We start from the raw sequence: 14,812 nt of genomic DNA, 5'->3' as shown, positions 1-14,812 counted from the left end.
GGCGGCGCCGACGGCATCCGGGCCCGAAGGGCTCCTGCCATCCGCGGTCACGCCCCGAGGCCCAGCCCCACCGCGACGGCCCAGGACGCGGGGCGAGGCGTCCGGGGCCGCCGGAGCAGCGCGACGATCCCGCGCCGTCCCGGAGCTTCCCGGTGGTCTCCGCCGACTGCTACGTTCTGCGCATCAGGCACCCGGCGGAGCGGCCGCCACGGTTCCCCAGGCCCCGAGGAGGCTTCCGTGAGCGAGCACCACCACCACGCCGGCGGAGCCACGGGGATCGGCACCCGTGCCGTGGTCGTCCGCGGGGGCCCTACCCTGCGCACCGAGCGGCGCACCGTCGTCGACGAGACCGATCGCACCGTCACGGTCGACGACGGCACCCGGTTCGCCAAGGCCACCGGTCTCGAACGGCGTGCCCCGGAGCCCGACGCCGGCGAGCTCGAGGGTGCGCAGTTCCCGACCCGTCTCGTGACCGAGGGCCACCCGGACTTCGAGCAGCTGTGGGCCGACGCAGGCCTCAGCGCCTTCACCGACTCCGACCACGCCGCCTACGTCGAGGGGCTGATCGCCTCCAACCGGCTGGCGCGGCGCGGTGACGTGCACGCCCACTACGACGTGGCCGCCATCATCGACGAGCTCGCCGCCCTGCACCCCGACCTCGAGGCCGTCCCCGAGGACCTGTTCTGGGCGGTCGTCGACCGGCACGGCCGCGAGGAGGACCGGGACGTCACCCCGTGACGCCGGTTCCGGCCCGGATCCCGGCTCAGCGCAGGCGCCCGCCGGAGTGGCGGAGGTAGCAGCCGGCACACATCGACTCGTAGGACACCGCCACGCCGTCGATGGCCACCTGGTCCCCCTCGAAGACCGGTTCCCCGTCCACCGTCCGGGCGTTGAACATCGCCTTGGACCCGCAGCGGCAGATCGTGCGCAGCTCCTCGACGGTGTGGGCCACGGCCAGCAGACGGGCCGCGCCCGGGAACGCCTCCGTGCGGAAGTCCGTGCGCAGCCCGTAGGCGAGCACCGGCACGCCGTCGAGGACCGCGATGCGCAGGAGGTCGTCGACCTGCGCCGGGGCGAGGAACTGCGCCTCGTCGACCAGCAGGCAGTGCACCGGGCCCTGGTCCTCGACGGCGGCCCGGAAGCGCTCGCGCGCCGCGTCCTCCGGGGCCAGCAGCAGGTCGACCCGCCGGGACTCCCCCAGCCGCGAGACCACGGTGTCCGCGCCCTTCGAGTCGATCGCGGGCTTCGCGACGAGGACCTTCTGAGCGCGCTCCTCGTAGTTGTGCGCGGCCTGGATCAGCACCGTGGACTTGCCGGAGTTCATCGCCCCGTGACGGAAGTAGAGCTTCGCCATCAGCGTGTCCTGGCGGGCTGGGAGGCGGGGGTGGTCATGCTGGTTCTCCTGGGGTCGTGCCGGCCGGCCGGCCGAGGGCGGGGGGCGCCGTGGGTGCCGTGGGTGCCGGTGAACACCCTACGTCCGCGGCGTCGCCCGCCCGCACCGCCCGGTGGTCGGCGCCGGCCGGCGACCACCGCTAGCCTGGAGTCCATGGGCTGGCACATCGGCACCTCCGGGTGGAGCTACGACCACTGGGAGCACGTCCTCTATCCCCCGGGCACGGCCCCGGCGAAGCGCCTGGAGCTCTACACCCGGGCCTTCTCCACGGTGGAGCTCAACGCGAGCTTCTACCGCTGGCCGAGGAGCACCACCTTCGCGGGCTGGAACCGGCGCCTGCCGGAGGGGTTCCGGATGACGGTGAAGGCTCCCCGCGGGCTGACGCACGCGAAGAAGCTCTTCGCGCCCGAGACCTGGAGCCGGCGGATCGCCGAGTCCTGGCACGAGCTGCGGGACCGGCGCGGGGTGCTGCTCGTCCAGCTCCCCCCGGCGCAGGCCCGCGACGACGCGCGTCTCGACTGGTTCCTGGCCGGCCTGCCCGACTGGCTCCCGGTCGCGGTGGAGTTCCGCCACGACAGCTGGGTGCACCCGGAGGTGTTCGAGCTGCTCCGGCGCCACGGCGCGGCGTACTGCGTGATGAGCGGAGCCGGGCTGCCCTGCGTCCTCGAGGCGACGGCTCCGTTCGTCTACGTCCGCTTCCACGGCCCCGACCACCACCACCTCTACGCGGGCTCCTACCCGGACGCGGACATGGCCTGGTGGGCGGACCGGATCCGGGAGTGGCACCACGACGGCCGCGAGGTCTACGCGTACTTCAACAACGACGGCCACGGCCACGCCGTGCGCAACGCCCTGACGCTGCGCGGACTCCTCGAGGGCGGCTGAGGACACCGAGGGGCCGGGAGCGCCCGCGCAGGCGGGCGCTCAGCGCCGGACGCCGGGCTTGCCCCAGGAGCACGGGCCGAGGCGCTCACCGGTCGGTCCCAGGTGCTCGAGCTCGCCGAGGGGCAGCAGGGCACCGGGGCTGTGCCCGTCGGCCTCGCAGCGCACGACCACGACCATGTTCAGCTCGGCGGGCTCGTACGGTGCGCACAGGACGGTCACGCCGGCCCGCAGGTCCAGCCCCGGCCGGTCGACCTGCATCCGGTAGCGGGACACCCGGGGTGGTGCAGCGGCGGATCGTTCGGGACGGGGTGCGGGGCTCAAGCCGGCAGCAGTCATGGTGGGGGACCTCCTGGTGATCGGACGCGCCGGGGTCGCGGTGGACTCCGGTGCCGGTGGGGGAATGCGCGACATCGTCGTCCGTTCCCAGGATACGGGCTCGGATCCCCGCAGGAGCCGGACCGGCCGGTGATCCGAGTCGCACCGCTGCCGCCCCGACAGGGAGCGACACCGATGTCGGGCCGCTCCACGAGGGCGGGTCCGAGAGGGTGCTGGGGAGTGGCCTGGCCCCGGGTACGGCAGGCGCGGGCATAGGATCGGGCCATCATCGTCGAGCAGGACAGGAGCCGGAGATGGACCGCTACCCAGAACCCGCGGACCGCAACGAGGCCTACGCGGAGACGAGTCAGGAGAGGCTGGGCGTCCGCGACGAGGACTGGCTGACCGCCAGCACGGACGAGAACAACAGGCGCGAGGGCGGCCCGCCCGTGGACGCGGAGGACGACGTCGTGCCGCCGGAGGATCCGGAGACCGGGCTGACCACGGACGAGCCGTAGCGTCCCGGCCCGTCCCGGCCGGCGTCCGGGTTTGCGCCGCCCCGGTCGCATCTTCCACCATGGAAGGCCTGCCTCCGGAACCGGGAGGCGGAACGTGTTGAAGGCCCGGCCCCTCCGCCCACCGGAGGGGCCGGGCCTTCGCAGTGCTCGCGGTGCTCCGGCCACGCGGTCGGCCGACGGGGGCGCGCACGACCTCGAGGTCACTGTGAGCGGTCAGCCCTGCGGGCTCCACGGCTCCCCGTCCGCCGGCGCGTGCAGGGCGGCGCACAGGGACTCGGCGCGTCCTCCGGTCGCGGCCCGGGCAGGATCGCGCCGGCCGCCCAGCCGGGCCCGTCCAGCGGTTCCTGGTGCCCGCCCCGGACCGGCGAGCGCCGCGTACGGATCGTGCTCACCGATGAACAGGACGTACCGGACCGGCGCGCCCGGGCCCATGGCGATCCCGGACGGGATCGCGCGCAGCTGCTCGGCGTCGGGACCCTGCGGCGTGGTGGCGACCTGGCGGAGCTGCCGGCTCGCGAAGGTCGCCAGGGCGTCGCGTGCGTCGGTGACGGTGGCAGTGCGGAAGGGCGGGGTGAGCTCCTGCGGTGCCTGCGGATCGGATCGGGTGGACTGCCGGCGGGGTGGTTCAGCGGGTGTGGGCGTACAGGTCGCGCAGCAGGGCGATCTCCGCGCCGTGGTGGATCAGCTCCCGGTTGATGTGCAGCACCAGCGCGAGCACCGGGAGGTCCGCGTAGGGGCCCTCCCCCGGCCCGCACGGGCGCGCCAGGTCCGTCTCCGACAGCGAGTGCACCCCGGTCGTCCAGCGGGCGAACTCGCGGTCGAGCTGGGCCAGCGCCTCGTCGGCGGTGCCGGCGTAGCCCCAGTTCTCGTAGGACGCCGCAGGGCCGCCGAAGTGACCATGGCTGCGCACCGCGAGGACGCCGACGACGACGTGCGCCAACCGCCAGGCGATGGTCGTGAACGGCGCGGGCACCGGTTCGGGCAGGGCGAAGTCCACCACGAACTCCCCACGGCCCGTCTGCAGGGGCGTGCGCCGCTCCGCGCGGGGATGGACGGTCCACGCGGACCCGCCGGTGGGGTCGAAGAAGTACTCCTCGTCGGTCAGACCGGCGAGGCGGGGCCGCAGCTGCCGGGCCCAGTGCCAGTCGATCTGGTCGGCGGCGCAGGCGGCGACGTCGAGGTCGGTCATGGCGGTTCCTTCCTGCTCGGGGTGCCCGGGCGGTGCCCCGGGAACGAGACCAGTGTCCGTCCCGGAGCGGACAGATCCTGTCCGCTGTTCCGAGGACACTGGTGCCATGACCGATCCCGAGAGGTCGCGCTGCAGAGGCTGACGACCCGGCTGGACCGGATCCACGGCGGGCGGGCCACCACGTTCCGGTTCGTCCGGCGCCCGGTGCCCGATGTCGGGGAGCACGTGCGCCGGTCGGTGACGGCCCGGACCTTCGAGCACACCGTGCGGGTGCGCCTGCTGAGGGCGGGGTCGGGCACGAGGTGAAGAGCCGGCCCGGCTGTGGGCCCCGGGCGACGGTCTGCGGACCCGGCCCAGGTGCGACGATGTCATCTTTGCGCGGACGGTCGGCACGGGCCCGGTTCTGGCTACGGTGAGGAGCATGCCGATGACTCACTACCGGCGGATGAGCCCGGTGCAGGCCCGCGCTGCTCTCGGGGAGTTCCTGGCGGAGCGGGTCCCGGCCCTGCAGCGTCTGCGCGCCGAGCTCACTGCACAGGGGATCGATCCGGAGACGCTGCTCGACGGGAGCCCGCAGTCGCTGACGCCGCTGTGGGAGTGGATCGTCGAGCGGCGGGCGGAGCTGTCCGCGGGCCGCTCGACAGCTCCTTCCCTGGAACCGCGTTCGCGATGGCCGTCCTGGGCCAGGCACACCGTGACCAGCATGCACGTCCCCTCGGCGACGATGTTCGTGCTGCTGGACGGTCTGGTCTCCTACCTCGCCCAGGTGCTGATCACCGGCGCCCCGACCGCGGTATGGGGTCTGGGTTCGCCGGAGGACGCACGACATCATCTGCACCACCACCCGGTGCTGACCGGTGCGGGGCAGCAGATCTTCGTGCCGACCCTGCCGATGGCCGGGATGCTGCGGCTCAAGCGCGGAGAGGCCTCGTTGCGCGAGGGAGAGCTGACCGGCTACGCGGTCGCGATGATCGGCTCCCTGCACGAGGAGATCCCGCCGCCGGCCGGGGACCCGCCGGTGGTGGTGGTCGCCGCCCCGGAGAGCTTCGACGTCGGGGTGCGCGGCGACATCGCCAACGGTCATGCCGGGTTGTTGCGGCGCATGAGCACCGAGCTGGCCGCCCAGGACGGCATCGTCGCGGTGGACCGTGCGGCAGTCGACGCCCTGGAGGTCCGCGCCCCGGGATGGGAGGCCGATGCTCTGCACCGGTGGCTGTCCGCGTGGTTGCGGACCCGTCTCCCCTTCGACCGCTGACCTCCGGGGCCTGACTGCTCGTGGGGAGGCACGGCGTGGGCCTCGCCACGCTACGGCAGGTCCGTGTAGCCGACCTCGTACTCGGTCACGTCCAGGATGCGTGACCCCGAGGTGGCCGCGGCGCGCTCCCGGATCTTCTCCACGGTCTGCCGGGTGGCTGACAGGGCCTCTTCGTCCGCCCAGAAGGTGATCGACATGGACCGGCCGGTGGATCTTTCCACCAGGCTCATGGACCCGCGGTACCCGGGCAGCGCCTGGATGCCGGGGAGGACCTCGGCGCGCAGCGTGTCCAGGCCGGCGTCGTAGTCCTCCGGATAGCCGCCTTCGTAGGTGCTGAGCCGTGCGTACATCTTCCGTCTCCTCCTGCTGGTGCGGACAGGCCGGGCACCAGCCGGGACCGGGCCCCGTCACCGGAACCCGGCATGGCTGGAGGCGGCACCAGCCCCCCAGCTCGTACCGCCTCCAGCGCTCCCCGGTGCAGGCCGCTGATCGCCCCCGCCCAGTGGACGCCTTTGTCCTCCTGGGCGGTGCCGGCCTCGGGTCCGACGACGCTCGGGACTCGCCCCCCGGCGGGTCCCGTTCGCCCTCTGCCCACCACCATGGACGGCGTCGGTGGGGGCCGACAAGAATATGCGGAATGTTGCATCTGTCGTGCGGGGTCTCGGCGCGGCGGCGAAGGGTCTCGGGGTCGCGCCGAGGAGTGCTGCCGTGATGACGGCCGATCTCCGCCCGGCACAGCTCGAGCACCGGCAGGGCCCCGGCGGGCCACGCGTCCTCCCGGCGGAGCTCGGCGATCCGGGACGCCATCGGTGTGGGGAACTCGTCCCACCACAAGGCGTCCGGCAGGGCGAAGTGACCGATGACCGCGAAGTCCCGCGTCGCCGGCGACGTGAGCACCTCGGCCACCGACCACGTTCCGGGGTGCGGGCGGCCGCCCTCGAGCCCCCTGCGGCGGCTCAGGCGCCACCCCGTGACCGGGCGGAGACGTCGGGGGCGAAGATGGCCAGCAGCTCCCCCACCTCGTGCCCGGCGGTGGCGGGATGACGGAAGTGCCGGTGGGCGTCGACGGTGTAGTGGCTCCGCCGGCCCACCCGGTGCCGGCGGAGGTATCCGGCGTCCTCGAGGTCCTTGAGGATGGTCAGGGTCGCCCGGGCGGTGATGCCCACCTGGGCGGCGATCTCGGCCACCCGCGCGTCCTGGGACTGGGCCACGGCCAGCAGGACGTGGCCGTGGTTGGTGAGGAACGTCCACGGCGGGCGCTGCACTCCTGACCCGTCGGAGCTGCTCGGAGCCGGGCAGGGACGCCCGGCCGCACCGAGGTGGGAACTGGAGGGCAATGTCTGGGTCCTTCCCGTCGGAGGTGCCGATTCTACGACCCGATGAAATCCTCGGAGCGGACCGGGGTCACAGCTCGGCCAGTCTGTGCGAACGGGCCGGGCGGCGCACGGTGATCAGGGACGCCGCGCCGGCCGCGACGAGCAGGACCTCGGGCCCGTGCCGGACCGTGGGCACCGGGATCCCCGCCGGGGTGACGATCACCGCCGCCCCGGCCCTGCCGGCCGCGTGGGCCACTGCGATGGCCCGTCCCTCTCCGGCGCGGCGGCGGGAAGAGGTCCGGTGCCACACCACCTCCACGCGCGCGGTGATGCCGGTGGCTTCGAGCGTCGGGCAGGTGCGGGCGGCGACGGCCTCGGCCTCGCGCAGCGCTGCCCGGCGCACCCGGGCGGCGATGACGGCGTCGGCGGTGAACGCCGAGCGCAGCATCGGCACCAGCAGCAGCAGCGGGCGGTCCTGTTCGGCGGCGATCCGTACCGCGCAACGGGCCACGGTGACGGCTTGGGGGCCGTCGGTGATCACCGCGGCCACAGGACGGCGAGGGGCGAGGACGGTCATCGGAGGTCTCCTTCGTGACGGTGGGTGGGCTCGAGCTCGTCCCGGTGGGCGTCCCGCTCCCCGGCGGGGATCTCCCGGACGCGGGACCACACCGGCTCCAGGGCGGCGTCCTCGGCCTCCGTGGCGACCCGGAACGGGGGCCGGGCCGGGGCCGGCAGCCCCCGGCGACCCTGTCCCCGCGTGGCGCGCAGGCTGAGGAGGATCGAGACGGTGATGATCGTGGTGACCACGGCCAGGGACACCGGGGTGGGGATGTAGACCACGTCGATCTTGAGCAGCATCTTGATGCCCACCCAGATCAGCACCAGCGCGAGGCCGATCTTCAGGTACACGAAGCGGTGCATGAGGTCGGCGAGCAGGAAGTACATCGCCCGCAGTCCCAGGATCGCGAAGGCGTTGGCGGTGAAGACGAGGAACACCTCGTCGGTCACGGCGAAGATCGCCGGGATCGAGTCCACCGCGAAGACGACGTCGGTGGCCTCGATCAGCACCAGGACTGCCAGCAGCGGAGTGGCCAGCAGCACCCCGTTCCGGCGGACCAGAAGCTTCTGCCCGTGATAGGCGTCGGTCATCGGCACGCAGCGCCGGAAGCCGCGCAGCACCATCGACTGCCCGGGGTTCAGGTGCTCGTTGCGCTGCCGGATCATCCGGTAACCGGTCCACAGCAGGAACGCGGCGAAGACGTAGAGGACCCACGAGAAGTTCTGGATCAGCACCGCGCCGGTTGCGATGAAGATCCCGCGGAGGACCAGCGCGCCGAGCACGCCGAGGAACAGCACCCGGTGCTGGAACTCGCGGGGAACGGCGAAGTAGCTGAAGATGATCGCCCACACGAAGACGTTGTCCACCGCCAGGGACTTCTCGATCAGGTACCCGGCGAAGTACTGCTGGCCGAACTCCGCGCCCCACACCTGCCAGACGACCACGCCGAAGCCGACGCCGAAAGCGACCCACACCCCCGACCACACCGCCGCCTCGCGCACCCCGATCACGTGGGCGCGGCGGTGGGCGAACAGGTCGACAGCCAGCATCACCACGATGAACCCCAGCACCGAGGCCCAGATCCAGAACGGGACATCCATGACGAGAACCTTCCGATCGATCAGATCGGAGGTCTCTCCCGGCCCGGCACGGGCCCGTTCCGCCGGACCCGCGGGGGGCCGTAGTGACGACGGGACGTCGGTGGGATACTCCCCTCCCTGTACGAACAACTGAAGCACACTTCACCTGTTGGCTCAAGACCCGGTGCCGAGCTCATGTCCCGCGGACGTCCTCGGGACGGTCCTGCGCCCCTGCAGTGGCGCAGGACCCGCCCGCGCCCGGGTGCCCGGCACCGGATCCGGATCCGTCGGGCATCATGGAGCAACTTCCGCGACCGAGGAGATCATCGTGACCCGGACGACCGTCGTGTACTCACCCCACCCCGACGACGAGACCCTGTACCTCTCGGACTACATCACGACGGTGGCAACCCGAGGCCACCGGCTCGTCCTGGTGGCGGTGGAGGACGGGGGGTCGTCCGCCGTGCGGCCTCCGGGTTTGGACCCAGAGGGACGTCGAGAACGTCCGGGTGATGGAGCAGACCGCCGCCTGGGCAGCCTTGACGCGCGGCAGGCCGGAGATCCACCGACTCCGGATCTCGGACACGGTGAGCGCAGCCGCGTCGGTCCGGGCGATGGCGCAGGCGCTGGAGCGCTCCTACGCGGGCCGGGTCGAGCACTACGTGGCCGGCAACTCCTCGACCACGCAGAGCGGTTTCCACCAGGCCGTGGCCGACGGCGTGCGAGGAGCAGGTGCGGCGGTCGCGCGGTTCTCTCTTCCGCCGGGCGAGAGCGGCGGGTGGGCGTACTCCCCGCCGACGGACCGGGTGCCGGACTGTGAACTGGCCTGGGAGATCTATCGCGCCTTCGGCCATCTCAGCGTGGGTCCGATGTTCGCTCTCCTGCGGTCGTCGGGGTTCCGCTCCCGGATCACGGCCTGAGACGGCCGCGGCGATGCGCCGCTGCCGGGACGCGAGCACTGCACCGTGGTCGCCGGACCCGAGGCCCGGCCGGGACCTCTTCCGGCTCGCCCGTCTGTCGTGCCACCACGTCCCGACGACCGCTCTGACGGTCAGCCCGGTCGTGGACACCACGCTGTCGTCCCGCACGGCTGACGACCCGGGATGCGGCACGTAGCGTAGAGCCATGAACAACCTCGTCCTTTCCCTGACCAGCTCCGCGGCCGCCGGGGCGCTGACGCTCATCTCCCCGTCCGGCTGGTCACCTCGGGTGCGCGCCGCCTACGTCGTGGTTCCGGGAGTGCTGGTCGCCGCCGCAGGAGCGTGGGCGCTTTACCGGAACACCGGCGCGGAGGAGTCCGCCACCCCCGGCACCGACCACGAGCCCCCAACCGATGAGGTCGCCGTCTCGGCACAGCGGTTGCCGGCGTCGGCGCGGGCGGCGCTGCTGCTGGGCCTCGGCGCGGCCACGTGCGGGATCCAGGCCGCATCGCTGCGGATCGACGCGGCGCTCGAGCGCTGGCTGGTCGGACGCGGCGTGACCCGCCCGCGCCGGTGGATGGCGCTGCTCGCCGTGCTCGCCTCCCTGGCCATGGACGCCGCCGGGGACCGCGTGAGCACTCTCACCGGGGCAGACCGCCGGCCCGCCTCCTGACGGTCGGCGACCCGTCCGCGCTCCCCGACCGGTCAGCCGACGGCGACGCACCGTCGCCGTCATCCTGTCGGTGCCGTGCCTGCGGTGGGCGTTCCAGCTGCTCGGCTCGGTCATGGCCCTGGGTGCCACGGCCCGGTGCCGGCCGTCGGTGTGGCTGTCGCCGTGGTGTGCGTGGTGATCCTCGTGCGCCGCTACCGCCCGAAGCGCCTCGAGCGCAGCCCCCGGGACCGATCGTGGGGCCCCGGCCGGCGGTGCCCCGTGGGGCCGGCTCGAGCGCTCAGTCCCCCGACAGCAAGAAGCTGCCGGCGGCCAGGAACAGCACCGCCGAGACGAGGAACAGCCCTGCGGCGGCGCGCCGGTCCCGGCCCTTGGGCATCGTGCCCCTGCCCTCGACCAGGCCCCGGGCCAGGAACAGCAGCCCGGCGGACAGGAACGCCAGGGCGACGAGGTTGATTCCCAGTGACGTCGGCAACGACCGGTCTCCTTTCGGCGGGCGTCCATCCGGCGGCGCCCGGATCGAGCACGACTCCGCCGGTGGTCAGGACGAGCGGGCGCCGATCAGCACGAGGGCGATCCGCCGGTCCCAGCTGATGCGGTCCTTGCCGCGAGTCTCCACCCACCGGCGGACGATGAAAAGGAACCCTGCGAACAGCAGCGACAGCCCGGCCCCCTGAACAGCTCCTCCCCCGGCACCAGCGTGCTCCCCTTCCGGACCCGGCGACCACCAGCACGCGCGGCAGCAGGTCGACAGCGGTCCGTCGAGCCGAGCGGGCCCGCCGCGGTGCGATGATCAGCCCTTCCGGGGTGCCCGGCGCATAGGATCGGACCAGGGTTCGCACCCGCGCGCTCGGTGGTCCCTGCTCGGCAACTGATCCCATCGACGAGAGGACGTCCCATGCGCCGACCCGTTCTTGCTCTCCTGACTCTCTCCGCCCTGGCTCTGACCGGCTGCGGGCCGACCGCCGGCGACATCCAGGCGCTGGTGGACGGCGAGACCACCTACGACGACGCGCTGGCCCTGCGCGAAGACGTCGTCGACGCCGGCGTCGAGTGTCCGGGAACGGATCAGCTGCGTGCACCCGCCGATCCGTCGACCACCTTCCTCGACTGCGCCAACGGCGTCATGGCGATGGCGGTCGCGGGCTCCGAAGAGAGCCAGGAGGAGCTTCTTGACCTGCTCAGCGACGAGGAGAACGCCTTCGTCCTGCACACGGCCAACTGGTTCGTCATCTCGAGGGACGAAGCTCCACTGCAGCGACTTCAGGACGAGCTCGGCGGGCAGATCGACTCCAACCCCTGAGCGGTTGCGGTTCCCACCCCTGGGCCGAGCGCCCTGAGCCGCACCTCGTGGCGGAGGGACCGCTCGTGGAAGTCGGTGCGGAGACGGGGTACTCGACCGCGGGCGGCACCAGGAGAGCGCCCACGAGCACTTCCGGAAGGTGTGCCGGATGGTCGAAGACCTCGCTGCCCGCCCCGGAGCGGACTCCGCGCACGGGGAGGACCGCGAGCCGGTGCCGGTGACCGCCCCGGACCGGCACACCGGGCACCTCGGACGGTGGGTCCCCGGCCGGCTCACGACCCGGTTGCCCGAGCTCGGCCGAGCCCGCCGGCCAGCGTCAGGACTCGACGCACCGAGCGGTCCACGGTCCCTGTCCACGAAACGCATCACCGCATCCACCCTTGCCGCTCCCCGCAGTAGAGTCGCGGCCATGTCCGAGACACCCTACGAGTTGATGGCCGCACGCCAGGCCGACGACGCCCTCGATGCCTACCTGGCCGAACGCGCCCCGGCGCTTCAGCGCCTGCGCACGGCCCTGGCCGGCCACGGCCGGGACCCCGACAAGATGCTCGACGGGTCGGTCTACTCCGCGTCCCCGCTGTGGGCGTGGATCAACGCCCGGGTGGCTCAGCTCGGCGTGGACCCGCGCACGCTCACCGACGATCCGACCCGGTCCTCCTGGCCGTCCTGGGCCCGGCACGGCCGACTCGTGGACCCGCACCCGCCGGCCGAGACGATCGCGCTCGTCGACGGTTTCGCCTCCTACCTCGGCCAGATCATCAGCGACGCAGCACCCGAGGCCGGCTGGCAGGTCGGTGACCACGTGATCGCCGACCACCCGCTGCTGAACTACCCCGTGCTGGCCTCCGACCACCACCAGATCTTCCTCCCCGGCATGCCGCTCTACAGCGTCTACCAGTCCGCCCACGGCCGGGACCCGATGAGCGGAGCCGAGATGCTGGCGCACCTCCACCGCAGCATCGACGCCCTGAACGGCGAAGGCCCGGAGGCCGCCACCATCGAGGAGCCGCTGGTGACGGTGGTCGCCGAGCTCGACTGCTTCGACGTCGGGCTGCGCGAGGACATCCCGGCCCAGCACCCGGACGTGGTGGAACATCTGATCGCCGAGCTGTGCGACCGCGACGGCGTCGCTTCGGTCCACCGGTACGGGCCTGCCGCCCTGGTCGTGGACGTCGCGGACTGGGACGAGCTTCGGCTGAAGCTGTGGTGCACGCTGTGGCTGCAGCGCCACCTCCCGCGCTGAGCACGCCACCGGCCGGAAACTCGACCGCCCGCACCACTCGCTCTCCGACCGCGGAGTCATGGAGCTCGCGACGACGGCTTGCGGCGCCACGATCGGCTCCGGGGCCCCGTGCCGGGGCACCGGCAGCAATCCGTTCCTCCCCGCGCACCGGGAGTCCACCGCCCTGCTGGTCTCCGGCGAGCTGATCGCGCTGATCGTCGTCGCGGTCAGCTTCCCGTCCCGGGGCCGGCACCACACCCCGGCCCAGCGGCTGCTGTGACTGCTGGTGGTCATCGCGATGCCGGTGGCCGTGTGGTGGCCGCCGGACGGAGCCTCCGGTGCGTCGCGCACACCGTGGTGGCCGGTGCTCCTCGCGGTACCTCGCCATGGGCCGGCCGCTGTCCCGGCTCGGGTCGCGGGCCACCAGCGTCCGGACGTCGGTCGAGCCGAGGCGGAACGGGTCACCGCAGCACTGCTGCTCCCACTCGCTGAGGTCCGCCTCGATCATCATGACGCGAACCCAGCAGCGTCACGGGACGTCGCGTGGCGCTGCGGTCTGCCCGAGCGGTGCGGGCGCCGAGCTAGGACCGCGCCCGTACCCGCGCCAGGTTCGTGGTCTGCCGCAGGTCCAGCGCGATGCCGGCTACGCCGGTCAGCAGGGCGGCGGTGATGAACTCGATCTCGCCGAAGAAGATCGCCGCGGTGAACAGGACGGAGGTGAGCACGGCCAGGCTCATCCTGGTCATCGCGCGCGTGGTCGCCGACGTCGTCGGTCGCTGGGCGTGGGGTGCTCGAGTGTTCATCACCACCGACCCTGTCACCGCCTCCTGTGCACTGGCTGGTGCCGCGCCCGGAGTTTTCGGACTCCCCGCCGCGCACTCGAAGGCGGCGCCCGGTAGGGCGGGTGTCCCCTGCCACGCACGGCACCTTCAGCGCCCGGTCCGCCCCGTGCCCGCTGTCCGCTCCTTCCTCGTACGGGGTCCCGACCTCGCGGCAGCCCATCCGGAGGCGCCAGGACGGGAAGGCGGCGAACCGGGGCGGCTCCGGGCCGGTGAGATCGGCCACGCCTCGTGATCACCGACCGCACGGGCCGGGAGAAGGGCCGGGGGTGGGCGCTGGACCGAGGCCACCACATCGACCACTGAAGCGCCCCTGGGTGCGGAGCGCACCCCTCCACGGCGCGGCCCTCCCGGGGCGGCCTGCTGCGCTGACCGGACGGCGGCGTACGGTTCGCCCGGGGTTCCGGTGGCCGGATGCGGCGGACCCGCGGAGACGTCGTCGCTGCCGTCCCCCAGGGACCGCTCCTCGGTGACGGTGCCCCCGGCGTGTTCCGGTACGCCGTCGTCGGTGTGCTGCCCGATGGGGACCTCCTCCGCCTCACCCACCGGCACGGCGTAGTGGAGGCGCCCGACGTGGGTCCCGCCGGGCAGGGTCTGTCGATCGTCGACGGCTGCGGTGGTGCCGGCCGAGCGCTCCGGCGCTGCGGAGGAGCTCGTCGGATCGGCCGCGGCGACCTCCTGCGTCGACGACGAGCACGACGTCGGTGCCGGCATGAGCCCTACAGCGGGAGCGGGAACGGATCTACGATCTGTGCCACAGACGCCGTCCTGGAGCTGAAGGAGGACCCCTCATGCCTGACTACGACACCCTGCTGGCCTTCCTGCGCGAACACCTGGAGCGCGACTGCGGTGGCGACATCCACCTGTTGCGCAGCAGCGTCGCCACCGCGGTCGAGGAGCTGGAGGAGGGCACCAACACCCTCTACGCCCTGGTCGTGGAATGGGGCGAGGACGCCGGTTCCGGTTTCGAGGGCCCGACCCGCTGGAAGGTGGTGGTGAGCGAGAGCGGAGACGGCCCGGTCTTCGCGGCAGGCACTGTCACGGACTTCACCGGAGCCGACGAAGGCCGGACCAGGATCATCCAGGCTGTCCGGGAGCACGGATTCGAGCCGGTCGGGGCGTTCTTGTACGGCATCGTCGCCGGAAGCAGTGTGGCCATGGTCCGCCGGCTCGCTCGCGCGCGCTGACACCCTCCGCTCGCCCGGGGCGCGTCCGCGGACACGGGCCCCCCGACGACACCGCTGGGTTCAGGAGCCGGAGAACGGAGTTCGCCCGCGGACCGAGCCGCCCGGGGACAGGAGTTGCGGTCGACGTCGAGGAAGGCCTCGAGCATGACGACAGCCCCGGCG

General features: G+C 72.9%; 20 protein-coding genes. 10 read left to right on the top strand and 10 right to left on the bottom strand.

Going from position 1 to position 14,812, the window contains the following annotated elements; all coding sequences use genetic code 11:
• The first annotated feature begins 237 nt into the window (after positions 1 to 237).
• Positions 238 to 738 carry a hypothetical protein gene (locus ACH9D2_RS16440; RefSeq protein WP_396363897.1) on the top strand — a complete coding sequence of 167 codons (501 nt, stop codon included), beginning with the start codon at positions 238 to 240 and terminating at the stop codon, positions 736 to 738.
• Positions 739 to 763: 25 nt separating this feature from the next.
• Here ACH9D2_RS16440 and ACH9D2_RS16435 read toward each other — a convergent pair whose 3' ends face one another.
• The gene (locus ACH9D2_RS16435) at positions 764 to 1,354 is read right to left on the bottom strand and encodes a thymidine kinase (protein WP_396363896.1); all 591 of its coding nucleotides are present in this window, start codon (positions 1,352 to 1,354) and stop codon (positions 764 to 766) included.
• A gap of 192 nt (positions 1,355 to 1,546) precedes the next feature.
• On the opposite strand from ACH9D2_RS16435, the gene ACH9D2_RS16430 reads away from it, so the two are divergent.
• Entirely contained in the window at positions 1,547 to 2,278 is a 732-nt protein-coding gene (locus ACH9D2_RS16430; protein ID WP_396363894.1) for a DUF72 domain-containing protein, read from the top strand.
• Between the two features lie 39 nt (positions 2,279 to 2,317).
• Here ACH9D2_RS16430 and ACH9D2_RS16425 read toward each other — a convergent pair whose 3' ends face one another.
• The gene (locus ACH9D2_RS16425; protein WP_396363893.1) at positions 2,318 to 2,614 is read right to left on the bottom strand and encodes a hypothetical protein; all 297 of its coding nucleotides are present in this window, start codon (positions 2,612 to 2,614) and stop codon (positions 2,318 to 2,320) included.
• 293 nt (positions 2,615 to 2,907) lie between these two features.
• Here ACH9D2_RS16425 and ACH9D2_RS16420 point away from each other — a divergent pair, with 293 nt between their 5' ends.
• Positions 2,908 to 3,111 carry a hypothetical protein gene (locus tag ACH9D2_RS16420; protein ID WP_396363892.1) on the top strand — a complete coding sequence of 68 codons (204 nt, stop codon included), beginning with the start codon at positions 2,908 to 2,910 and terminating at the stop codon, positions 3,109 to 3,111.
• Between the two features lie 213 nt (positions 3,112 to 3,324).
• Here the strand turns inward: ACH9D2_RS16420 and ACH9D2_RS16415 are convergent, their stop codons facing one another.
• Positions 3,325 to 3,543, bottom strand: coding sequence for a hypothetical protein (locus ACH9D2_RS16415; RefSeq protein WP_396363891.1), 219 nt, complete (start codon positions 3,541 to 3,543; stop codon positions 3,325 to 3,327).
• Positions 3,544 to 3,736: 193 nt separating this feature from the next.
• Positions 3,737 to 4,300 carry a DinB family protein gene (locus ACH9D2_RS16410; RefSeq protein WP_396363890.1) on the bottom strand — a complete coding sequence of 188 codons (564 nt, stop codon included), beginning with the start codon at positions 4,298 to 4,300 and terminating at the stop codon, positions 3,737 to 3,739.
• Positions 4,301 to 4,721: 421 nt separating this feature from the next.
• On the opposite strand from ACH9D2_RS16410, the gene ACH9D2_RS16405 reads away from it, so the two are divergent.
• Positions 4,722 to 5,555 (top strand): hypothetical protein, encoded by an 834-nt coding sequence (locus ACH9D2_RS16405; protein WP_396363889.1) that lies wholly within the window; start codon positions 4,722 to 4,724, stop codon positions 5,553 to 5,555.
• A 50-nt stretch (positions 5,556 to 5,605) separates the two neighbouring features.
• On the opposite strand, the gene ACH9D2_RS16400 is transcribed toward ACH9D2_RS16405, so the two are convergent.
• The 4 genes from ACH9D2_RS16400 to ACH9D2_RS16385 form a co-directional block, all read right to left on the bottom strand.
• Positions 5,606 to 5,905, bottom strand: coding sequence for a hypothetical protein (locus ACH9D2_RS16400; RefSeq protein ID WP_396363888.1), 300 nt, complete (start codon positions 5,903 to 5,905; stop codon positions 5,606 to 5,608).
• A gap of 606 nt (positions 5,906 to 6,511) precedes the next feature.
• Positions 6,512 to 6,820 (bottom strand): MarR family transcriptional regulator, encoded by a 309-nt coding sequence (locus ACH9D2_RS16395; protein ID WP_396363887.1) that lies wholly within the window; start codon positions 6,818 to 6,820, stop codon positions 6,512 to 6,514.
• Positions 6,821 to 6,959: 139 nt separating this feature from the next.
• Positions 6,960 to 7,448: a hypothetical protein gene (locus ACH9D2_RS16390; RefSeq protein WP_396363886.1), complete on the bottom strand. Its 489-nt coding sequence runs from the start codon at positions 7,446 to 7,448 to the stop codon at positions 6,960 to 6,962.
• Positions 7,445 to 8,530, bottom strand: coding sequence for a TerC/Alx family metal homeostasis membrane protein (locus tag ACH9D2_RS16385; RefSeq protein WP_396363885.1), 1,086 nt, complete (start codon positions 8,528 to 8,530; stop codon positions 7,445 to 7,447). The genes ACH9D2_RS16390 and ACH9D2_RS16385 overlap by 4 nt, the downstream gene beginning before the upstream one ends.
• A 488-nt stretch (positions 8,531 to 9,018) precedes the next feature.
• On the opposite strand from ACH9D2_RS16385, the gene ACH9D2_RS16380 reads away from it, so the two are divergent.
• Complete coding sequence (locus ACH9D2_RS16380; protein ID WP_396363884.1) at positions 9,019 to 9,429, top strand: hypothetical protein; 411 nt, start codon at positions 9,019 to 9,021, stop codon at positions 9,427 to 9,429.
• 205 nt (positions 9,430 to 9,634) lie between these two features.
• Positions 9,635 to 10,102, top strand: coding sequence for a hypothetical protein (locus tag ACH9D2_RS16375; protein ID WP_396363883.1), 468 nt, complete (start codon positions 9,635 to 9,637; stop codon positions 10,100 to 10,102).
• Positions 10,103 to 10,379: 277 nt separating this feature from the next.
• Here ACH9D2_RS16375 and ACH9D2_RS16370 read toward each other — a convergent pair whose 3' ends face one another.
• A complete protein-coding gene (locus ACH9D2_RS16370; RefSeq protein WP_396363882.1) occupies positions 10,380 to 10,574 on the bottom strand; it encodes a hypothetical protein in 195 nt (64 codons plus the stop codon).
• A gap of 423 nt (positions 10,575 to 10,997) precedes the next feature.
• Between ACH9D2_RS16370 and ACH9D2_RS16365 the strand changes: the two genes are divergently transcribed.
• From ACH9D2_RS16365 to ACH9D2_RS16355, 3 genes are all read left to right on the top strand, one after another.
• Positions 10,998 to 11,402, top strand: a complete 405-nt coding sequence (locus ACH9D2_RS16365; protein ID WP_396363881.1) for a hypothetical protein — start codon at positions 10,998 to 11,000, stop codon at positions 11,400 to 11,402.
• 409 nt (positions 11,403 to 11,811) lie between these two features.
• Positions 11,812 to 12,645 (top strand): hypothetical protein, encoded by an 834-nt coding sequence (locus ACH9D2_RS16360; protein ID WP_396363880.1) that lies wholly within the window; start codon positions 11,812 to 11,814, stop codon positions 12,643 to 12,645.
• Positions 12,646 to 12,703: 58 nt separating this feature from the next.
• Positions 12,704 to 12,904: a hypothetical protein gene (locus tag ACH9D2_RS16355; protein WP_396363879.1), complete on the top strand. Its 201-nt coding sequence runs from the start codon at positions 12,704 to 12,706 to the stop codon at positions 12,902 to 12,904.
• Positions 12,905 to 13,205: 301 nt separating this feature from the next.
• Here ACH9D2_RS16355 and ACH9D2_RS16350 read toward each other — a convergent pair whose 3' ends face one another.
• Positions 13,206 to 13,370 (bottom strand): hypothetical protein, encoded by a 165-nt coding sequence (locus ACH9D2_RS16350; RefSeq protein WP_396363878.1) that lies wholly within the window; start codon positions 13,368 to 13,370, stop codon positions 13,206 to 13,208.
• 884 nt (positions 13,371 to 14,254) lie between these two features.
• Between ACH9D2_RS16350 and ACH9D2_RS16345 the strand changes: the two genes are divergently transcribed.
• Positions 14,255 to 14,650 carry a hypothetical protein gene (locus ACH9D2_RS16345; protein WP_396363877.1) on the top strand — a complete coding sequence of 132 codons (396 nt, stop codon included), beginning with the start codon at positions 14,255 to 14,257 and terminating at the stop codon, positions 14,648 to 14,650.
• The last annotated feature ends 162 nt before the right edge of the window (positions 14,651 to 14,812 follow it).

Source organism: Kocuria rhizosphaericola (assembly GCF_044462205.1).
Lineage (GTDB): Bacteria > Actinomycetota > Actinomycetes > Actinomycetales > Micrococcaceae > Kocuria > Kocuria rhizosphaericola.
The sequence above is the reverse complement of the archived record's forward strand: the minus strand, read 5'-3'. Positions and strand labels throughout refer to the sequence as shown.